Annotated in this window: 15 protein-coding genes; 14 read left to right on the plus strand and 1 reads right to left on the minus strand. The window is 39.6% G+C overall.

Features of this window, described 5'->3' with window-relative positions; genetic code table 11:
* Window positions 1-85: 85 nt before the first annotated feature.
* From bhn_RS06185 to alr, 5 genes are all read left to right on the plus strand, one after another.
* Entirely contained in the window at window positions 86-2,824 is a 2,739-nt protein-coding gene (locus bhn_RS06185; RefSeq protein WP_071175875.1) for a glycoside hydrolase family 2 TIM barrel-domain containing protein, read from the plus strand.
* Window positions 2,825-2,933: 109 nt separating this feature from the next.
* On the plus strand, window positions 2,934-3,572 hold the full coding sequence (locus bhn_RS06190; protein ID WP_071175876.1) for a redox-sensing transcriptional repressor Rex: 639 nt from the start codon (window positions 2,934-2,936) through the stop codon (window positions 3,570-3,572).
* A 16-nt stretch (window positions 3,573-3,588) separates the two neighbouring features.
* Window positions 3,589-4,251 (plus strand): hypothetical protein, encoded by a 663-nt coding sequence (locus bhn_RS06195; protein ID WP_071175877.1) that lies wholly within the window; start codon window positions 3,589-3,591, stop codon window positions 4,249-4,251.
* Window positions 4,252-4,324: 73 nt separating this feature from the next.
* On the plus strand, window positions 4,325-5,881 hold the full coding sequence (locus bhn_RS06200) for an NAD(P)H-hydrate dehydratase (RefSeq protein WP_071175878.1): 1,557 nt from the start codon (window positions 4,325-4,327) through the stop codon (window positions 5,879-5,881).
* A 3-nt stretch (window positions 5,882-5,884) separates the two neighbouring features.
* The gene (gene alr / locus bhn_RS06205) at window positions 5,885-7,039 is read left to right on the plus strand and encodes an alanine racemase (protein ID WP_071175879.1); all 1,155 of its coding nucleotides are present in this window, start codon (window positions 5,885-5,887) and stop codon (window positions 7,037-7,039) included.
* Here alr and bhn_RS06210 read toward each other — a convergent pair.
* Window positions 6,965-8,185 carry a hypothetical protein gene (locus bhn_RS06210; RefSeq protein ID WP_071175880.1) on the minus strand — a complete coding sequence of 407 codons (1,221 nt, stop codon included), beginning with the start codon at window positions 8,183-8,185 and terminating at the stop codon, window positions 6,965-6,967. The two genes, alr and bhn_RS06210, sit on opposite strands and share 75 nt — an antisense overlap.
* Before the next feature lie 894 nt (window positions 8,186-9,079).
* On the opposite strand from bhn_RS06210, the gene bhn_RS06215 reads away from it, so the two are divergent.
* The 9 genes from bhn_RS06215 to bhn_RS06255 all read left to right on the plus strand — a co-directional run bounded on the left by bhn_RS06215 (window position 9,080) and on the right by bhn_RS06255 (window position 20,798).
* Window positions 9,080-10,525 (plus strand): RyR domain-containing protein, encoded by a 1,446-nt coding sequence (locus bhn_RS06215; protein ID WP_071175881.1) that lies wholly within the window; start codon window positions 9,080-9,082, stop codon window positions 10,523-10,525.
* A 65-nt stretch (window positions 10,526-10,590) separates the two neighbouring features.
* A complete protein-coding gene (locus bhn_RS06220) occupies window positions 10,591-11,685 on the plus strand; it encodes a hemolysin family protein (protein ID WP_083385784.1) in 1,095 nt (364 codons plus the stop codon).
* Window positions 11,686-11,713: 28 nt separating this feature from the next.
* Window positions 11,714-12,454 carry a YebC/PmpR family DNA-binding transcriptional regulator gene (locus bhn_RS06225; protein ID WP_071175882.1) on the plus strand — a complete coding sequence of 247 codons (741 nt, stop codon included), beginning with the start codon at window positions 11,714-11,716 and terminating at the stop codon, window positions 12,452-12,454.
* A 38-nt stretch (window positions 12,455-12,492) separates the two neighbouring features.
* Window positions 12,493-14,085: a hypothetical protein gene (locus tag bhn_RS06230; protein ID WP_071175883.1), complete on the plus strand. Its 1,593-nt coding sequence runs from the start codon at window positions 12,493-12,495 to the stop codon at window positions 14,083-14,085.
* Between the two features lie 23 nt (window positions 14,086-14,108).
* Entirely contained in the window at window positions 14,109-17,039 is a 2,931-nt protein-coding gene (locus bhn_RS06235) for an insulinase family protein (RefSeq protein WP_071175884.1), read from the plus strand.
* A 16-nt stretch (window positions 17,040-17,055) separates the two neighbouring features.
* Window positions 17,056-18,012, plus strand: coding sequence for a GTPase Era (era, locus tag bhn_RS06240; RefSeq protein WP_071175885.1), 957 nt, complete (start codon window positions 17,056-17,058; stop codon window positions 18,010-18,012).
* Between the two features lie 9 nt (window positions 18,013-18,021).
* Entirely contained in the window at window positions 18,022-18,669 is a 648-nt protein-coding gene (recO, locus tag bhn_RS06245) for a DNA repair protein RecO (RefSeq protein ID WP_071175886.1), read from the plus strand.
* A 62-nt stretch (window positions 18,670-18,731) separates the two neighbouring features.
* Window positions 18,732-19,337, plus strand: coding sequence for a hypothetical protein (locus tag bhn_RS06250; RefSeq protein ID WP_071175887.1), 606 nt, complete (start codon window positions 18,732-18,734; stop codon window positions 19,335-19,337).
* Window positions 19,338-19,388: 51 nt separating this feature from the next.
* Window positions 19,389-20,798 carry a glycine--tRNA ligase gene (locus bhn_RS06255; protein WP_071175888.1) on the plus strand — a complete coding sequence of 470 codons (1,410 nt, stop codon included), beginning with the start codon at window positions 19,389-19,391 and terminating at the stop codon, window positions 20,796-20,798.
* Window positions 20,799-20,806: the final 8 nt, after the last annotated feature.

The raw sequence follows: 20,806 nt of genomic DNA on the forward strand, positions 1-20,806 counted from the left end.
ATTGTCCGTAATATCGTATAATTAAGTCTGGATGGTATTTTACCGTCCAGGCTTATTTTATTGCATATTTTGGCGGGGTAACTACATGAAGGTTGATATTTCAGGTGAATACAAGGTTTATTTAGATTCAGATCATGAAAAAGAGTTTGTGGCAAAGCTTCCAGGATCTCTTGATGAAAATAAGATCGGCTTAGTGGATAATATTCTGATAACTGAGCAGGGTAAAAGTCAGAAGAAGGCTGAAGGACCGATAGCTACCAGACTTACTCGTAAGTTTTCATATTATGGAAAGGCTTATTATAAGCGTGAGCTAAGTGATGCTTTATCTGGCTTTGAAAAAGAACTAAGTAAGCGCTTGTTTATTAAGGTTGAGCGCTCCAGAAATCTTTTTTTAAAGGTTGATGACAGGGAGGTTAAGGCTCTTAGAGGAAGCCTTTCTACTCATTATTTATTTGAAGTTACCGGGCTTTTGAAGAAAGACTCTACTATAGAGTTTATCTGTGATAACGACTATGAGAATATGCCAAGAGCAGGAATAATCTACTCATCTACGGCTACTGATGAAACTCAGACTAACTGGAATGGCCTTTTAGGTCAGATGAGCCTTTTTTCAAAGGAATGTGCTTTTGTTGAAAGGCTTAGCATTTATCCTAAGGCTGGAAGTGCAGAGATAGAGGCAGTTGTTAATAGTGATAGAGCCTTTAATGGAAAAATCACTCTTAACTCTGAGGCCTTTGAAGATGAGGTACTTATAGAGCTTGATCTTGCAGAAAAAGGCTCTTTTACCGTAAAAACTACAGTGGCACTTAAGAAAGATGTAAGAAGGTGGGATGAGTACGAAGGAAATCTCTATAGCTGCAAATGGAGCCTGTTTGATAACAATGGAACAGAGCTTGATGAAAGTACAGAGACTTTCGGAATACGTGACTTTAGCTACGACAATGAAGGTCGCCTTACTATAAATGGCAGGAGATTCTTTTTAAGAGGAGAGGCTAACTGCGCTGAGTTTCCAGAAACTGGCCATGCTCCAATGGATGTAGAGAGCTGGCTTAAAGTTATGGAAAAGTATAAATCCTATGGCATCAACTGCGTAAGATTCCACTCCCATTGCCCTGTGGAAGCTGCTTTTGTGGCTGCAGATAAGCTTGGTATCATGGTTCAGCCTGAACTTTCACATTGGAATCCTAATGACGCTTTTGTTGAGAAATACAGCAGGGAATATTATGAAAAAGAGCTAAAAGAGATCATTAAAGAATACGCAAATCATCCATCCTTTGTGATGCTTACTCTTGGAAATGAACTTGGCTCTGATATAGCTGGCACGAGGGTTATGATCGAGCTGGTAAAAATGGCAAAGGACATTGATGATACCAGACTTTTTGCCTGGGGGTCAAATGTTTTTTACGGAGAAAAGGGCTATAACAAAGATAGTGATTTCTATACATCCATGGGCTATTACAAGGATATGTTAAGAGCTACATCTCCCGGAATGATAGGCTTTTTAAATAACGAGTATCCATCAGCTTCTCAAGATTTTAGTAAGGTGACAGCCCAGATCAGAAATGAGTATAAAAAGCCAATATTTGGCTTTGAAGTAGGTCAGTACGAGGTTTTACCTGATTTTAATGAGCTTGAAGATTTTAAAGGGGTTACAGATCCTGTAAATCTAAAGCTTGTAAAGGAACATGCTGATAAGGTCGGAATCCTTAGGGATTGGGACAAATATGTAGAGGCTACGGGCGAGCTTTCAAGACTTTGCTATAGGGAAGAAGTTGAGTCTGTTCTTAGAACTCCAGATATGTCAGGCTTATCACTTCTTGGAATTCAGGACTTCCCTGGGCAGGGCACAGCCCTTGTTGGCATGATGAATTCTCATCTTGAACCCAAAAAGTATGACTTTGCCAAGGCAGAGAAGTTCAGGGCATTCTATAGAGAGGCGTTGCCGCTAGTTCTTTTGCCAAAGTACACCTACACAGATGATGAGAGTGTTACAGCTCTAGTAAAGATCGCAAACTATGGCAAGAAGGCACTTGAAGGTACCTTTAAGGTAAAACTTGTGGATGCTGCTGATGATAAGGTGCTCGAAGAATATAAGATAAGCGAAAATGCATGCTGCAAAGTGGGAGAGCTTACTGAGATTGGAAAGATCGATTTTTCTTTATCCGGATCATTATCAGATAAAAAAGCCAGGGAGCTTTTGATCATCGCATATTTAGAGAACACAGATATTGAAAACACTTATCCTATCTGGGTTTATCAAAAAGAGTTCCTAAAAGACATTCAGAGCCCTGAAAATGTTTATGAGACCAGAGCTTTTGATGACAAGGCAATAGAAGTTCTTGAAAATGGCGGGATAGTGTACCTTTCACCGGATTCTACCGCAGATGCCATTCCTTCATCCATTAAGTGCCAGTTTTCACCGGATTTTTGGTGTGCTGACATGTTCAAGGAGCAGGAAGGCAGCATGGGACAGCTGATAAACAAGGAACATCCGATATTTAAGGACTTCCCGACAAATAATTATAGTCAGTGGCAGTGGTGGCCTATGGCAAGCCAAAGAGCATTTATTATGCCGGAATATATCACTTCCATCATAACTGAGATGGATTCATATATGTATTTAAGGCCTATGAGTATGCTTTTTGAAGCAAAATGCTTAAAGGGCAAGGTACTTGCTTCCTCTATGGGATTACATAATTTGCTGGAACATCCAGAGGCAAGGGCACTGCTTATGAATATATACAGATATATTTCATCAGACGAGTTTGAACCAGAGCAAGAAATAGACATTTCTTTTATCCAGAAAATAATGCTTAAAAATTGATAAAATCAAGCGCTGCTTCAATTGACATGCCCTATAGCTGTGATTATAATTGTATTGTTGAATAATTAACAAACATTTTTTAAATATATAACTTTTCAAGGAGCGGGGTATGGCAGATAAAGAAATTTCTCAGGCAGTCATTGGCAGACTTCCTAGATATTTTAGATACTTGGGAGATCTCAAGGAAAAAGGAGTTGAAAGGATCTCTTCTCAAGAACTTAGCGACATCATGAAGGTAACTGCTTCTCAGATAAGACAGGATTTTAATAACTTTGGTGGTTTTGGTCAGCAGGGTTATGGCTATAATGTTAATTATCTGTACGATGAGATCAGTAAGATCCTTGGTATAGACAAGCAGCATAGTCTTGTTATTATTGGTACTGGTCATCTTGGTAAGGCAATTGCAGGATATACCAATTTTACCAGAAGAGGATTTGTATTTAAGGGCGCGTTCGACTGTAATCCAGAACTCTACGGCACAATGATCAGAGATGTAGAGGTTCGTCCTATTGAGGAGATGGAAGATTTTGTTAAAAAGAACAAGATTGAGATTGCAGTTCTTACTATTCCTAAGGAGCAGGCAGTTCCTATGGCCCACAAGCTTGTAGAATGCGGCATTAAGGCAATATGGAACTTTGCTCATGTTGATCTGGATGTTCCTAACAATATTCAGGTAGAAAATGTACATTTATCTGACAGTTTGATGAAACTATCGTATAATATAAACAGATACGAAAATAACGATTAAACGGTGAGAGATAATAATGGCAAAGAATGATGAAGTCTACTCCAGAGCCCTGGAGGGTAAGAGCATTCCTATTTTGACATTGGACAATAAGTGGCACCAGCTTTTTACTCAGACTGAGATGACACCAGAGATTGAGCAGCTGGCTGATGAGCTTAATGCACTTGTTGAGCGCGATGGCAAGATCAGGACGGAGACCAAGAACATCAAGAAGATCAAGAAAAAGCTTCTTGGTGAGATAATGCCTCTTAGGGACCAGGCCAATAAATCTGGGGGCTCTGCTTCTATTGAGAAGGAAATTCAGGATAGAACAAGGCTCATTAATGAGTGCAATGATAAGCTTGCATCCCATGAGGATGAGCTTTTAGATCTTTCAAAAGAAATCTATGATCTAGATTATCAGCTTATGGTGGAGACCATGAAGGTTTGTTATGAGACACTTCATGACAATACTGATTACATAAAGACTATGGATGAGTGGGTCTCTCAGGTCAGAGTCGAGCTAAAAAAGAACGTTATCAAACTTCAGGAAGCCGAGATGGAGAATTATAATCTCTATTCCTATATGCATCAGATCTTTGGACCTGAAGTTATCGAAATCTTTGACATGAAATATGATCCTGATAGAAGACACCCTATTCGTAGACCACTTGCAGGAAATGAATCAGATTACGTGGAATGAGTTCATTAGAATTAAAAAGAGTTGCTTTGCAACTCTTTTTTCATAGGAACCTTAACCAGGTAAGGGGGACAGTATGAAATATGCGGTAAGTAGCAGAGAAATGAAGATCTATGACAGGAATACCTCGGATGTGTTTGGAATTCCCAGTCAGGTCCTTATGGAAAGAGCTTCATTAAAGGTAGCTGATGTAATTGATGAAAGGATAAAGGCAAGGGATTGCAAGAGAAAGTACAGAGCTCTAGTAATGGCTGGCGTTGGGAATAACGGCGGCGATGGAGCAGTTATTGCCAGATTATTAAAGCAAAGAGGCTATCTTGTGAGTCTTTGCGTGATCGGCGACCTTACTAAGTGCAGCGATCTTTTACTTTCTCAGCTCAAGATCTGTGAAAAATACGGTATAGATACTGCCACTTTTTCCAATATAAGAGACAACAAAAGCATTTTTGAATGGGATATCATAGTAGATGCATTATTTGGTATTGGTTTATCCCGCATTGTAACCGGAAGCTTTTCAGATGCTATCGATTATATCTCAAGATGCAAGGAAGAAAAGAAAGATGATCTTCTTGTTGTATCTGTAGACATGCCTTCAGGAATAAATGCTGATAATGGAGAAATACTGGGCACAGCAGTAAGAGCTGATGTTACAGTTACCTTCAACCAGATTAAGCTTGGACAGATACTTTATCCAGGCTGTGAATATGTTGGCGAGCTTGTAGTAGAGGATGCTGGTATCACACAGGAGAGCTTTTGCGGAAGACCTCCAAGGGCGTTTTTCTATGATGAAACTCCGGAAATGCTCCTTCCGGCAAGGAGAAAGGATTCCAATAAGGGAACAAATGGCAAAGTCCTTATAATCGCTGGATCTGATGTTATAAGCGGAGCATGTAGCCTTGCAACTCTTGGCTGCATCAAAGCGGGTGCCGGAATGGTCAAGGTGTTTACGAGAAGTAGCAATGCCAATATCATTAAGACAACTATTCCAGAGGCGCTGATTGATACCTATGATGAGCTCTCTGAGATAAAAGATAAGCTCATGATTGATTTTAAGTGGGCTGACGCTGTAGTTTTGGGACCAGGCATTGGCACTGATGACGTGGCATTTGAACTTGTTAATATCACTTTAGATGCATGCGATAAGCATCTGGTACTTGATGCAGATGCTCTTAATCTCATAGCCAAAAGAGATGACCTTAGGATAAAGGTTTCAAACTATGCTGTATCAGGAAGAAAGCTTATTCTGACACCTCATCTTGCGGAGTTTGCGCGTCTTTTCAAAAAGACAACAAAAGAATGTAAGGATGCCATACTGGAATATCCTAAGACTCTGGCAGATGAGCTTCATTGTACTGTTATCTGCAAGGACGCAAGGAGCGTTGTAAGTGACAGCAATGAGAAAAAGATATATATTAATGTGAGCGGCAATGATGGAATGGCAACAGCTGGTTCTGGTGACGTTCTGGCAGGGCTCCTTGGGGCAGTGTGCTGCAGCATGGATACAGGCTTTGAAACAGCTTGCATTGGTGCATATATTCATGGACTTTCTGGTGACAGTGCTGCCAGGAAACATGGCAAATACGCTATGGTTGCTTCTGATATAGCAACCGAGCTTGAAGATATTTTGAGGTAAATGATGTTAGAAGAATATTCAAGAGTTTATGCAAAGGTAGACATAGAGGCCATCAAATATAATCTCATGTCTATGAAAAAGAACATTCCTGATCACACCAAGATCATGGCTGTAGTCAAGACAGATGCTTATGGTCATGGAGCAATCAGGATCGCGCAGGAACTTGAAGAAGTAGATTATATCTGGGGCTACGCAGTTGCTACTGCGGAAGAGGCATTTGAACTTAGAGATAATGCAGTTAAAAAGCCAATACTTATACTTGGCTACACATTTCCATATGCCTATGAGAGGATGCTCATAGAGGGCATCAGACCAACAGTATTTAGAAAAGATATGTTAAACGAGCTAAATGACTGTGCAGGCAAGCTTATTGCAAGAGGAGAGCTCAGCTCTAAGGCACCTGTTCATATTGCTGTGGATACTGGAATGTCCAGAATAGGCATCACACCTGACGATGCAGGTGCTGAGTTTGTAAGAGATGCTCTTAAGTATGACAATCTTCAGATCGAGGGCGTATTTACTCACTTCGCAAGAGCTGATGAAAAGGACCTTTCTAATGTAAAAGAAAAGGAAGCTTTATTTAGTAAGTTTGTAGACAGGCTTGAAAGCGAAAACAATATCAAAATCCCATTCAAGCACTGTGCCAACAGCGCCAGCATAATTGCAGTTCCGGAGTCTTCAATGGATATGGTAAGGGCAGGTGTTACAATGTACGGTATGTGGCCATCAGAGGATGTTCCAAAGGATATTGTTGACCTGAAGCCTACAATGGAGCTCATAAGCCACATCGTAATGATCAAGGAGGTTCCAGCAGGAACTCCAGTTAGCTACGGCGGAACCTTTGTAACTGATAAGCCTACTAAGATCGCAACTATTCCTGTAGGCTACGGCGATGGTTATCCCAGAAGCCTTTCTAATAAGGGCTATGTTCTTATCCGTGGCAAAAGAGCTAATATCCTCGGAAGAGTTTGTATGGATCAGTTCATGGTCGATGTGACAGATATTCCTGGAGCTTGTGAGGGGGATGAAGTTGTTCTCATGGGTAAAGATAAGACTTCAGGAGAAGAGATAAGCGCAGAGCTTTTAGGAAACATGAGCGGAAGATTTAACTATGAGCTTACCTGCGACATCAGTAAGAGAGTGCCTAGGATATTTTGATATTTTGCTTTGTTCTTGATAGGAATTTTCTATTAAATAAAAGCGTTTCCTTATAATGGGAAACGCTTTTTTTGCATTTGTATACTGAACATTTATTTCTGAAAGAGCAGCGGTATCACCGTCCATGTTATCCGGATGATAGAGCTTAACTAAAGTCTTATATTTTTTGTCTACGCTTTCTCTTGAATTACAACCGGCAAAGAAATCAAAGGATGATGACCTTGTGTCATGAGTATTTTTTTCAAGGTCTTCGTAATCGTCCTCGTAGTATTCTTCATCTTCTTCGTCGTCATACTCGTTTTCATAGTCATCGTCGTATTCTTCGTCGTATTCATCGTCGTATTCTTCATCGTACTCTTCGCCGTATTCTTCGTCGTAATCCTCGTCATACTCTTCATCAAAGTCTTCGCCATATTCATCTTCAAATTCTTCATCATCGTAGAAGTCATTTTTTTTGGCTTTCTTTGAGCGAAGCTCTTCTTTAAGTTCTTCGCTTTGCTGCTTGAGTAATTTTGTATAGCTCTTTTCATAATGCCTTTTGCCAGCTTCTGGAAAGAGTCGATAGTACCTATTAAGAATCTGAGTTACAAAACCTGTGCCGAGGAGAGCTCTAAGCACGTAGATAACGGCATCTGCCACAACGGCATAGAACAAGAGCTTATTAAATGAAGCAAAAACAGCGATTGCAAGAAATACAGTAACAACAGGAACAATCATGAGGATTGTCAGTATCACAAGAAAGATAAAGACTAAAGAACCTTTATATGAGTAAACAGAACTCATCCACCATTTCTGAAGCTCTTGTGACATGTTTATTATCACATAGTTACTTTTAGACATGGCACTATTTGTTTCATGGACTAGGCCATCTACAGGGATATCAAGAGTATGCTCACTTGTAGTAGGAATGGTCATATCCCCTGTTCCAAGAGCAAGGAGCCCTCCATTTGCAGAAAAAAGAATATAGATATTTACACACAAAAGAAGCACAAAAGTTACGCTTGTCAGTGGGAGAAAACAGAAAAACAGCTTGAATACATGGAAAAATGCTTTAAAAAACCAAGTAAGCATTGAAAAGACTGCTTTTGCTATAGTTATGATAAGATTGGCAATTGCATTTACAGCCAGTGAAATTAACGAAATCATACAAATCTCTCCCAAACAAAACTCAATAAACAAATTTTATATGAAAAAACCCAAAGTGTCGAGAACATTGGTTGTCCTTCACAGTTTTGTAGTAGCCGCAAGCTAGCCCTCTGGGGCCGCGCCCTGCCTCTGCCTAGTCCAGCCCTGTGGGGGCGCCAGCCTGAAGTTTATTTTTGTTCATCCTTCGGATTTTTATGTTCATGGCATTATATTTCTTACTTTAAATTCTTTGAAACAAACTCGTCTTTGAGGCACATTTTTAGCTGTAAAGTTTTGGATTTGAACGATTTTCAAGAAAACGCCATTTTCTTATGCTCATAAGCAGCTTTTGAAACGCATGCGGTTTGCGTTGTTTGAAGCAGGGCGGTAAGAATTTATATAAGTGGTCACGCCCGCTTTCGGCGGGCTTTGTAAACAGGAATAAGAGGTGACTCTGCAAGCTAGCTTGCGAGATCACCTCTTTTCCTGTTATTGGAGCGTAGCTCCTATGACCACTTATTATAAATTCCGCCCTGCAAGTATGTAGCAAGAGCATGCGTATTAAAACAAAAGCTGCATGAGCATATAGAAAAGTTTCGTTTTCTTGATGAGGGCAAAACAAAACTTTACAGAAAAAATGGCATCAAAGACTCAGACAGTGTTTCAAAAACAGAATTTAAAGCAAGAAATATAACGCTCATGAACATAGAAAAATCCTCAGAGACTCACAAATAATAAACTTCAGGCTGGCGTCCCCACGGGGCTGGACTAGGCAGAGGCAGGGCGCGGCCCCAGAGGGCTAGCTTGCGGCTGCTCTAAAACTGTGAATGGTAGTAGAACATTGAGACGATACCTTGAAGACTGATGGTTTTTTGTGATAATCTGATATATAGGCTTTTATAAAGGGGAAAAAATATGAAGATGATAAAAAAGATCCTGGAAAAATGTCCATGGCTAACATATGTGGCAGCACTTATACCTTATGCAGTTGCTTGCTATGGTTATGCAATAACAGGAGAGTTTACTTTTTGGGAAGTAGTTTATGCTGCTATTGCTATATATTTTGTAAATCCGGTTTCTGATGTAGTTAATCCGTATATTCTTTTTGGTGAGATCACATCAGTTATCGTCACTGCAGGAATTATCTTAAGTGTTATAAGATATGCCTTTGTCAAGCTTGAGTATTTCTTTTCCAGATTCTCTAAGGATGCGACAGTAGTCTACTCTGACAATGAGCTTGGAGAAAATCTTGCCAAGACTTTGAAACATGGCTATGTTGTCAGAGAAACTGACAGGCCACAGAAGGTTAAGAATCACATTGTTATGTTATCTGACGATACAGAGAGCATCAGTTTCTATAGTAGAAATGAGTCAAGACTCAAGGATCAGTATGTTTATATGATGATGAATAGTCTTGATTCTACACTATTAAAAGCGGCTGACACTTCAGAGGCTGATCTTCATTTCTTCAATGTAAATGACATGATGGCTAGGGATTACTGGAAAAAGAACAATCTCTATGAGCATGGCAAGGATACTTATTTTATAGCTATCATCGGCTATGGCGATGTGGGAGAGGCTGTATTTAAATATGGCTATCTCAACAACATCTACAGTACAGAGCAGAACTTCGAATATCATATCTGGGGATGCGAAGGTTCAAAGGCTAACTTCCTAAAGAATCTTCCTACAGAGAATGGTGACCGAATTGTTATCCATGATGAATATTGGGACAAAGACATGGATGTTCTGGCCAAGATGAACAGAGTCATCTATACAGATACTGACAAACAGATCGAGCTTATTCAGAAGGTTCTCTATGTTAATCCGGAGGCTGAGATCCATTGTTATTCAACAGATGAGATCAGCTATGAAGATATCTATGACTCAGAGAAGATCCTTATCTTTGGCGATATGAAGGATATCCTTACTGAGGATAATGTTAAGAGTGAGAAGCTTTATAGACTTGGTAAGCTCTTTAATTATGATTACAGTCTTAGATATTCAGAAAGAGAAGCTCCTGATGACTACGAAGCAGAAATTGAGGCTGAGTGGAAGAAACTTGATGGATTTAAAAAGAGTTCCAGTATCGCAAGAGCAGATCACTACTGGATCGAGAAAAGACTCAAAGAAGACGGCATAATGGATGAAGATGATGAGGATGCACTTAGGATCGAGCACATTAGATGGAGCAGATTCCACTACATCAACCATTGGACATATGCTGAAAAGAGGGATAATACTCTTAGGAAGCACAATATGCTGGTACCATATGAGAAACTGTCAGACTCAGAAAAGGCCAAGGATGGAATTTATGACAGCAAGGTAAAGGCTGAAATAGACGCTCTTGTCGGAGTCTAATATAATGTGGTATAGTTTAATTTGATATTTTGGGTACATTTTGTGTTTCAATAGGAGGAACGACTATGGACGAAGGCTTGCCTTCTGTCATTATTTTGATCATTGTTCTTGCGATTCTTTTGATCGATATAATTGGTCATGCGTTTTGCAAGGCTATCAATTACAAAAAGGAAATAGATCAGGACAAAAAAGATTCTGATGAAAATAAAGCTCAGGCTCAAAAGACCATTAAGCTATTAAATGGTAAGTTCAGCAGTATAGAAGCAGTTCTTATCGATGGGCTGGCTAAGTTGTTTCTTTACATTTCAGGTGTAAGAGACAAGGATTCTTTTTCAGATGTTACTGAAGAGGAGATCAAAAAGGCTGTTACAGAAGGTCAGGAGCATGGCGTTATTCAGGAATCTGAAGCGGACATGATCACAAATATTTTCGAGTTTTCTGACAAGGAAGCTCAGGACATCATGACAAACAGAAATACTATGGTGGCTATTGATGCCAACATGACTCTAAAAGAGGCTGTTAATTTCATGATGGAAACCAATAACAGCCGTTTCCCTGTTTATCTGGATGACATTGATCATATTATTGGGATCATGCATATCAGAGATGCAATGAAGAAGTTATCTGAAGAGACTGATGAGAATCTACCTATACGTAAGATAAAGGGATTACTTCGTCAGCCTAAGTTTGTCCCAGAGACCAGAAAGATAGATTCTCTGTTCCATAGCATGCAGCTTACCAAGACTCAGATGGTCATTATCATTGATGAGTATGGTCAGACAGCAGGACTTGTTTCTATGGAAGATATACTGGAAGAGATCGTAGGCAGCATTCTTGATGAATATGATGAGGATGAGGATTATATCAAGCCTACAAGGAATCAGGATGAGTACACGGCCTCAGGAATGACACCATTAGAGGTACTTGAAAAGAAATTCGATATTTCTTTTGATGACTCAGAGTTTGAGACACTTAATGGATATCTTATCTCCAAGCTTGATAGGATACCTGAAGACGACGAGGATTTCGCCGTAGATGAACATGGCTATAGTTTCAAAATTCTTTCTGTGCAGAATCATATGATACAGAGTGTTTTGGTATCAAAACTCCCTGAAGATACTGTGACTACTGAGGAAAAAGAATTAGAAATAGCAAAATAGATTTAAAGTAAAGTGAAAGGAAGTTTTTATGTCAGGACATTCAAAGTTTGCAAACATCAAACACAAGAAAGAAAAAAATGATGCAGCAAAGGGCAAGATTTTTACAATTATCGGTAGAGAAATCGCCGTTGCAGTTAAGGAAGGTGGTCCAGACCCAGCAAACAACTTCAAGCTTGCACAGGTAATTGCTAAGGCTAAGGCAAATAACATGCCTAACGATACTATCGAGCGTGGTATCAAGAAGGCTTCAGGTGCTGATGGCGCTGTAGACTACAAGAACATCACATACGAAGGATATGGCCCTGGTGGAACAGCTATCATCGTAGAGGCACTTACAGATAATCAGAACAGAACAGCTTCAAATGTAAAGAGCGCATTCACAAAGGGAAATGGTAACGTTGGTACTCCTGGATGCGTATCATATATGTTCGACAAGAGGGGACAGATCATCATCGACAAGGAAGAGTGCAAGGTTTCATCTGATGACCTTATGATGCTCGTTCTTGATGCAGGTGCTGATGATTTTAACGAAGAGGATGACAGCTATGAGATCCTCACAGCTCCAGAGAATTTCCAGCCTGTAGTTGAGGCTCTTACAAAGGAAAACGTTGAAACAGTTTCTGCTGAGGTTACAATGATCCCTCAGAATTATGTTTCTGTAACTGATCCAGATACAGTTAAGTACATCCAGAGAATTCTTGATCTTCTTGATGAGGATGATGACGTACAGGCTGTGTATCACAACTGGGAAGAGCCAGACGAGAACTAATCTAAACATAATAATAAGAGACGAGGGGAGTCCTGAAAATGAAACTAAAACGAAAATGGCCAGCGTATTGCATCTGGGTATTATTTATTATTTTTGATGTGGTAATGGTAGCAAGTTCTAGCTTCTTTTTAGGGCTTTTTCCGTCTAAGGACAAGCTTTTATATACAGTTCTTTTGACAGTTCTTGGAATTACTGTCATGAGCATCGTAACCTTCCTGTTATGGAAGATTTGTGATGTTGTAGGGACTGATGCTATGGCTAGGACTAAGACTGCCAGAGTTATCTATGGGATTTCTGGTTCTTTGACTGTTATTGCTGCCTTTGCTTACAGAGTATATGTACTTTCAACTGGCGTTTTTGAAGTCGGGGGAAAGATGTCTTTGTATGAAAACGCAGCCATTGGTTCAGAGAACATCACACCAGAGTTTGATCTATTATCTATTGTCTATTCAGCAATACTTAAGTGCATATTACTATTTACTGGAAATGATGTATTTGTAGCTCTTGTATTTGACGCAGTACTCTTTGTTTTATTCATGATATTTGCAGGACTTGCTGTATACAAATTTCTTGGCTTTGCTGCGTCTATCGTATTTGAGCTCTTTGCAGGCTTTATGCCTATTTTCCTTGATCAGGTATATGTTCCAGAACTTAGCACAGTTAATCTTTTCCTTGCTATGTTTGGCTTTGAGCTTTTCATAGTTTCACTGGTTCTTAGAGGAACCTATAAAGGAAAACTTGACAGCGTTTTTGGAACAATAAGCTTTATCCTGGTAGGTGTTCTTGTGGGATACATGTGCTATGTGGATGCGGGAACTCTTATTGCAGTCATGCCATTTCTTTTTGCAATCCTTTTCCTTGCTGGAAGGGACTTTAAAAGAGATCTGCTTAAGTTTTTAGTGCTGATACTTGGCGCCGTTCTTACCTTTGGCGGAATGATAGTTCAGGAAGCTGGAGTGATGAATGCCTATGCAACATTGGTAAAATGGGCAACTTATTATTTTCATAACCTTAATACCTTTAGCTTTTTCCTCATTTATACCAACTACAAGATCATTTATCTTGTTACTGTTATAGCTATGTCTGGAATCGGCATAGGATTTTTAAAGAGCAAAAAGATAGATGCTGTATCTCCATGGCTTTTTTCAATGCTACTTATCTATGTGACGATCCCATTTATGGGTGCCACGAGAATGAACTCTCAGATAGTTGTTACTATCTATTTTGGATTTATGCTTTCCTGCCTTGCTTGTCTTATCACAACACATTCTGAGGACGATGGAGTCTACGAGTCCGAAGTTGCAGAGAATGAAGAGATAGAAGAAGTACGTAAACCTGTTATGAAAGAAGAAATAAAAGAATCTGAAACTACACCTGCACCTGAGAGTGCTCCGGAGGTTGCAGCTGTGGAAGAACCTAGATATGTGCCTGAAGGAATGGTGGTTCCTCAGGATACGCTTGTGGATATGGTGCCAAGAGATGGCGCTATGACTGCTAGAATGCCTAAGTTTGAAGGTACTATCTCTCTTGATAGAAAAGACAAGCGCAAAGAAAAAGAAATTGAAAAGAAAGTCGAACCTAAGGATGACTTTGATGTTCCATTTGAGCCAGGTGACGATTTTGATATATAAAAAATGAAAGGTAAACTTTTTAAATGAGATTAGAGGATTTGTCCGCATATGAGATCTTGGAGAAAAGAAGAATCGAGGATCTTAATTCAGACAGCTATATAGTTAGACATAAGAAAACCGGAGCTAGATTAGCTCTTTTATCAAACGATGATGACAATAAAGTGTTTTATATCGGATTTAGGACACCACCTAAGGATTCAACTGGTGTAGCTCATATAATTGAGCACACTGTTCTTTGTGGTTCCAAGGATTTTCCTCTTAAGGATCCTTTTGTAGAGCTTGTTAAGGGAAGCCTTAATACCTTTTTAAATGCAATGACATACCCTGACAAGACGGTATATCCTGTTGCAAGCTGTAACGATACTGATTTTCAGAATCTGATGCACGTTTATCTTGATGCAGTATTTTATCCCAATATCTACAAGACTGACAAGATTTTCAAGCAGGAAGGTTGGCACTATGAGATGGAAGACGAATCTTCAGATCTTACCATCAATGGTGTTGTTTATAACGAGATGAAGGGTGCGTTTTCTACAGCAGATGATGTTTTATCCAGAGAGATCCAGAATTCTCTTTATCCTGATATCACTTATGGAATTGAGTCTGGTGGAGATCCTGACGTTATTCCTGAACTTACATATGAGGATTATCTTGATTTCCACAGAAAGTATTATCATCCTTCAAACAGCTATATTTATCTCTATGGTGATATGGATATGGCTGAAAAGCTTGATTACATGGACAAAGAGTATCTCTCAAAGTTCGATCACCTTGAAGTTGACTCTGAGATTAAGAGCCAGGAGAAGTTCTCTGAGCCAAAAGAGATTCATAAGGCTTATCCTGTACTTCCTGCAGACAGTCTAGAAAAGAATACATATCTTTCATATAACTGCAGCGTAGGATCAACTCTTGAGAAAAAGATATATATCGCCCTTGGAACGCTTAACTATGCACTTTGTTCTGCTCCGGGAGCACCTGTCAAGAAGGCTCTTATCGATAAGGGAATCGGACAGGACGTATATAGTGAGTATGACAATGGCATCAAGCAGCCTATCTTTTCTATTGTTGCCAAGAATGCAGATGCTTCTCAAAAGGATGAATTCGTTAAGACTATCAGAGAAGTATTAGAAGATCAGGTAAAGAACGGAATCGATAGAAAGTCTCTTTTGGCAGGCCTTAGCTATGACGAGTTTAAATATAGAGAGGCTGATTTCGGAAGATTCCCAAAGGGACTTTTGTACGGCCTTCAGGTTTTGGACAGCTGGCTCTATGACGATATGCTTCCATGGATCCATATCGAGGCCAATGATACTTTTGCTGAGCTCAAAAAAGAAGTTGATACCGGATATTTTGAGAATATCATTACTGAGTATCTTCTTGATAATACGCATAGAACAGTTCTTTTACTGGAGCCTGAACAGGGACTTACAGAGAAAAAGGACGAAGAATTAAGAAAAAAATTAAAGGCTTACAGAGATTCTCTTTCAAAAGAAGAGATTGAAAAGATCGTAAAAGAAACAAAGGAACTTAGGGAATACCAGGAGGAACCTGATGATCCTGAGAACCTTAGAAAGATTCCGCTTTTAAAACTTGAAGACTTAAAGAAGGAAGCTGAGAAATTCGTTTATGAAGAGAGAAATGAAAATGGAGTAAAAATCCTTTTCCACGATATCTTCACAAATGGAATTGCTTATCTTACTTTTGTTTTCGATATCAAGAACATAGATGCTTCTGAGCTTCCATACATGGCAACTCTCAAAAAGCTTCTTGGAATGTTGGATACAGAGCATTATTCCTACAGAGATCTTTATAATGAGATCAACATCAAGACAGGTGGCATTAGCGGTTCTATCAGCACTTACACAGATTCTGCAGATGTTACCAAGTTTGAGACTACATTTGAGATCAGCGTGAAGGTTCTTCATGAGAACTTAAGCGATGCGTTCAGACTGGTAAAAGAGATCATAACATCAAGTAACTTTGATGATGTTAAGAGAATAAAAGAGATATTTGATGAGCAGTATGCAAGACTCCAGTCAGACCTTGCATCAGCAGGACATCAGACAGCAGCACTCAGAGCAATGTCTTATGTGTCACCAGCAGCTTCTGTTTCAGACAGTGTAAGTGGAATCGGATATTTTAGACAGCTTGAGCACATGATCAGCATCATTGGAACTGATGAGGGTGCAGCTGCTATCGTTGACAACTTAAAGAGACTTTGCAAGAGCATCTTTAGACCAGAGAATCTCCTTGTGGATATTACTGGTACAGAAAAAGAGTTTCAGGGAGTTCCTAAGGAAAGTGAGCTCTTTGCTAAAGCTCTTTTCACAGATAGCTATGACAAGGGCCAGTTCAAAATGACTCCTGTTAAGAAAAACGAGGCTTTTGTGACTGCGGGACAGGTTCAGTATGTCTGCAGAGCTGGTAACTATGCAAATAAGGGACTTAAGTATACTGGAGCTCTTAGAGTTTTAAAGGTAATGATGGGCTATGATTACCTTTGGAGGAATATAAGAGTCCTTGGCGGCGCATATGGATGCATGAGTAGCTATGCCAAGAATGGTGATGCTGCCTTTGTTACGTATAGAGATCCTAATCTTAAGAACAGTATTGATGTATTTGAGAAGGCATCTGATTATCTTAGGAATTTTGATGCAGATGACAGAGTCATCCTTCAGTATATTATCGGTGCTATTTCAGATCTTGATACACCAAAGACTCCTTCTGGAAAGGGCTCTTACGGTCTTACTGCTTATCTTTGCAGGGCCAAGATGGAGAACATCCAAAAGAACAGAGATCAGCTTCTTGGAACAACCAAGGAGACTATCAGAGGTCTTGCTGATTATGTAGATGCATTTATGGAAGATAACTGCGTTTGCGTAATTGGAACAGCAGACAAGATTGAGGAGAGTAAAGAATTATTCGGAGCTGTTGAGCAGTTAGTTCAAAGCTAAAAGAGAAAAGGTAAGAATGGAAAATAATTTTAAAACTGGTTTTGTAACTTTTATAGGTCGCCCAAACGTAGGTAAGTCTACGCTTATGAATCATCTGATAGGTCAGAAGATCGCAATTACTTCTAACAAACCTCAGACCACTAGAAACAGGATCATGACTGTTTATACTGATGATGAGTGCCAGATGATATTCCTCGATACTCCTGGTATCAACGATACCAAGAATAAGCTTGGGGATTACATGAGTAAAGCGGCAAAGAGCACCATTGACGAGGTGGATGTAGTTCTTTTGCTGGTGGAACCTAGTACATATATTGGCGAGATCGAGAAGTCTATAATTGAAGACTTAAAAAAGTGTAAGAAGCCGGTAATTCTTGTTATCAACAAGATTGATACTGTGTCAGAGGATGATCTTTCAAAGTTTGAAGATGCCTACAAAAAGGAAATGGATTTTGACAAGATCGTTCATGTGGCAGCCCTTAAGGGCAAGAACATTGAAAGCGTCATGGATGCCATTAAGGAATTCCTTCCTTTTGGACCACCATTCTATGATGAAGATACAATTACTGATCAGCCTGAAAGACAGATCACAGCTGAGATCATCAGAGAGAAGGCTCTTAGACTCCTTCAGGATGAGGTACCTCATGGAATTGCTGTTACTATAGAGACCATGAGAATGCGTGAAAAGAAAAAGCGTCACTATCATCCACCAAAGGATGGCTCGTATGATCCAGACGGCATCATGGATATCAACGCAACTATAATCTGTGAGAAGGATTCCCATAAGGGCATTGTTATCGGAAAGGGCGGAGCGATGCTCAAAAAGATCGGTTCTGCAGCAAGAACTGATATAGAGGAGCTTCTTGGATGCCAGGTTAATCTTCAGCTGTGGGTAAAGGTCAGAAAAGACTGGAGAGATGACAAGGCTCAGCTTAAGAGTTTTGGATATGATGTAAACAGTTTTAAGAAATAAGGGTCATTTATGGAAGATTTTGTTACTGTTCGAGGCATGGTTATCAAGCATTCCTGTACAGGGGACTATGACTGGGTGGCTACTATATTTACAGCAGACAGAGGGAAGATCACAGCATTTGCAAGAGGCGCAAGGAAACCTGCAGCCAAGCTTTCAGGCTCAGTAGAACCTTTTTGCTTTGGAACCTTCAAGCTGTTTGCTGGTAAGAACTCATACACGATAGTAGAAGCGGACATAGAAAATTATTTTGAAGGATTTAGACAAGATCTGGAAGGTGCCTGCTATGGCACCTTTTTCCTTGAGCTTGCTTCATATTATACAAGAGAAAATGTAGAAGATACGGAACTTCTTAATCTTTTATATATCTCGCTTAAAGCTCTTTTAAATGAGAATATTCCAAACAAGCTTGTTAAGTGTATCTATGAGATCAAAGCTCTTCAGATAGAAGGGGAATATCCTGGAGTGCCTGAGAATATGGAACTTATGGATTCAACCAGGTATGCCATTGATTATATTGTGAGAACACCCCTTGAAAAGCTATATTCCTTTAATGTTACTAAAGAGGTACTTGATCAGCTTTGCAAAGTAGCTGATATTTACAGGAACAGATTTATCGATAGACCATTAAAAAGTCTCGAAATGCTAGAGGCTTTTTAATAGTATTGAAAAAGAAAAACGATTTGGATATAATTACTTTGTTTGTTTAAAGGGTGGATGTTATGCAAAGTATTTATTTAAAAAAGTATTATTTTTTAGGCGCTTTGATAGTGATGACTTTTATGCTTGCCGGTTGTGGCAAGGAAAAGTCTTTAGTCACATCAGTTGAAATAGACAAAAATGGCGCTGTTACTAACACTATTATAGAAGAGTTTGATCAGAGTCTTTATAATCTCGATGAACTTTCTGAATTAGCTTCATCTGAGGTTTCAGCTTACAATTCTGAATGTCTTAGCGAGAGGATCGCTGTAGAATCAGTAGAAATGTTAAAAGATGAAAAAACTGTAAAGATGGTACTCAAATTCAACGGTACCAATGACTACGCAAGTTTTAATGATACAGCTCTTTATTTTGGAACTGTTCAGGATGCTATAGATAGAGGATATGAGATCTCTACAGAGCTTATGAATTCTGAGGGACAGGTTTTATCATCAGAGGGACTTTCAGATTATCTCTCTAGATCTATCATTATTACTGAAGACAGATCAGTATTTATCACACCATACAAGATTGATTATTATACAAATGGTGTCAAACTCAATGGAAAAAAGGAAGCGATCACATCAGATGCTACTTCTGAAGTGATTCAGCTGCTTCTTTCAAAATAAAAAAATATTTGAAATTCATCTGTGGATAGACAGCAGGTGGGACGGAGGATTATGGAAGCGAACGCAAAATCTATGGAAAAAATTGTAGCTCTGGCTAAGGCGAGAGGATTTGTATATCCTGGTTCAGAAATCTATGGTGGACTTGCCAATACTTGGGACTACGGTAATTTGGGTGTTGAATTCAAGAATAATGTTAAAAAGGCTTGGTGGCAGAAGTTTGTACAGGAGAACCCATACAATGTTGGTGTTGACTGTGCTATTCTTATGAACCCTCAGACATGGATCGCGTCAGGACATTTAGGAGGCTTCTCAGATCCTCTTATGGATTGTAAGGAGTGCCATGAGAGATTCAGAGCAGACAAGATCATTGAAGATTTTGCAGCTGAGAACGGCATCACTCTTGAGACATCAGTTGATGGATGGTCTCACGAGGAGATGGAGAACTTCATCAAAGAGCACAACGTTCCATGCCCATCATGCGGCAAGCACGATTTCACAAGCATCAGAGAGTTCAACCTGATGTTCAAGACATTCCAGGGCGTAACAGAGGATGCTAAGGATACAGTTTACCTTCGTCCAGAGACAGCTCAGGGTATCTTCGTAAACTTCAAGAACGTTCAGCGTACATCTCGTAAGAAGGTTCCATTTGGTATCTGCCAGATTGGTAAGAGTTTCCGTAACGAGATTACACCTGGTAACTTCACATTCCGTACAAGAGAGTTCGAGCAGATGGAGCTTGAGTTCTTCTGCAAGCCAGGAACACAGACAGAGTGGTTTGAGTACTGGAGAAAGACATGCTATGAGTGGCTTCTTTCACTTGGTATCAAGAAAGAGAACTTAAGACTTCGTGACCATGATCCAGAAGAGCTTTCATTCTACAGTGATCATACAACAGATATTGAATATGCATTCCCATTCACAGATTGGGGAGAACTTTGGGGCATTGCTTCTAGAACAGATTACGATCTTACAAGACACCAGGAGACATCTGGACAGGCTATGGATTACTTTGATGATGAGACTAAGGAAAAGTACATTCCTTACGTTGTTGAGCCATCACTTGGTGCTGACCGTGTAACTCTTGCATTCCTTTGCGAGGCTTATGACGAGGAGAACCTTGGAACAGAAGAGAATCCTGATATGCGTACAGTACTTCGTTTCCATCCAGCACTTGCACCTGTTAAGATCGGCATCCTTCCACTTTCAAAGAAGCTCAACGAAGGCGCAGAGAAGATTTACGCTCAGCTTTCAAAGAAATACAACTGTGAATTTGATGATCGTGGAAACATTGGTAAGAGATATCGTCGTCAGGATGAGATCGGAACTCCTTTCTGCATCACATATGACTTTGATTCAGAAACAGACGGCAAGGTAACAGTTAGATTTAGAGACAGCATGGAGCAGGAGAGAATCGCTATCGATGAACTCGATGCTTACTTCGCTGACAAGTTCACTTTCTAAGTGATATA

It is taken from the genome of Butyrivibrio hungatei (genome assembly GCF_001858005.1).
In the GTDB taxonomy this organism is placed as follows: domain Bacteria; phylum Bacillota; class Clostridia; order Lachnospirales; family Lachnospiraceae; genus Butyrivibrio; species Butyrivibrio hungatei.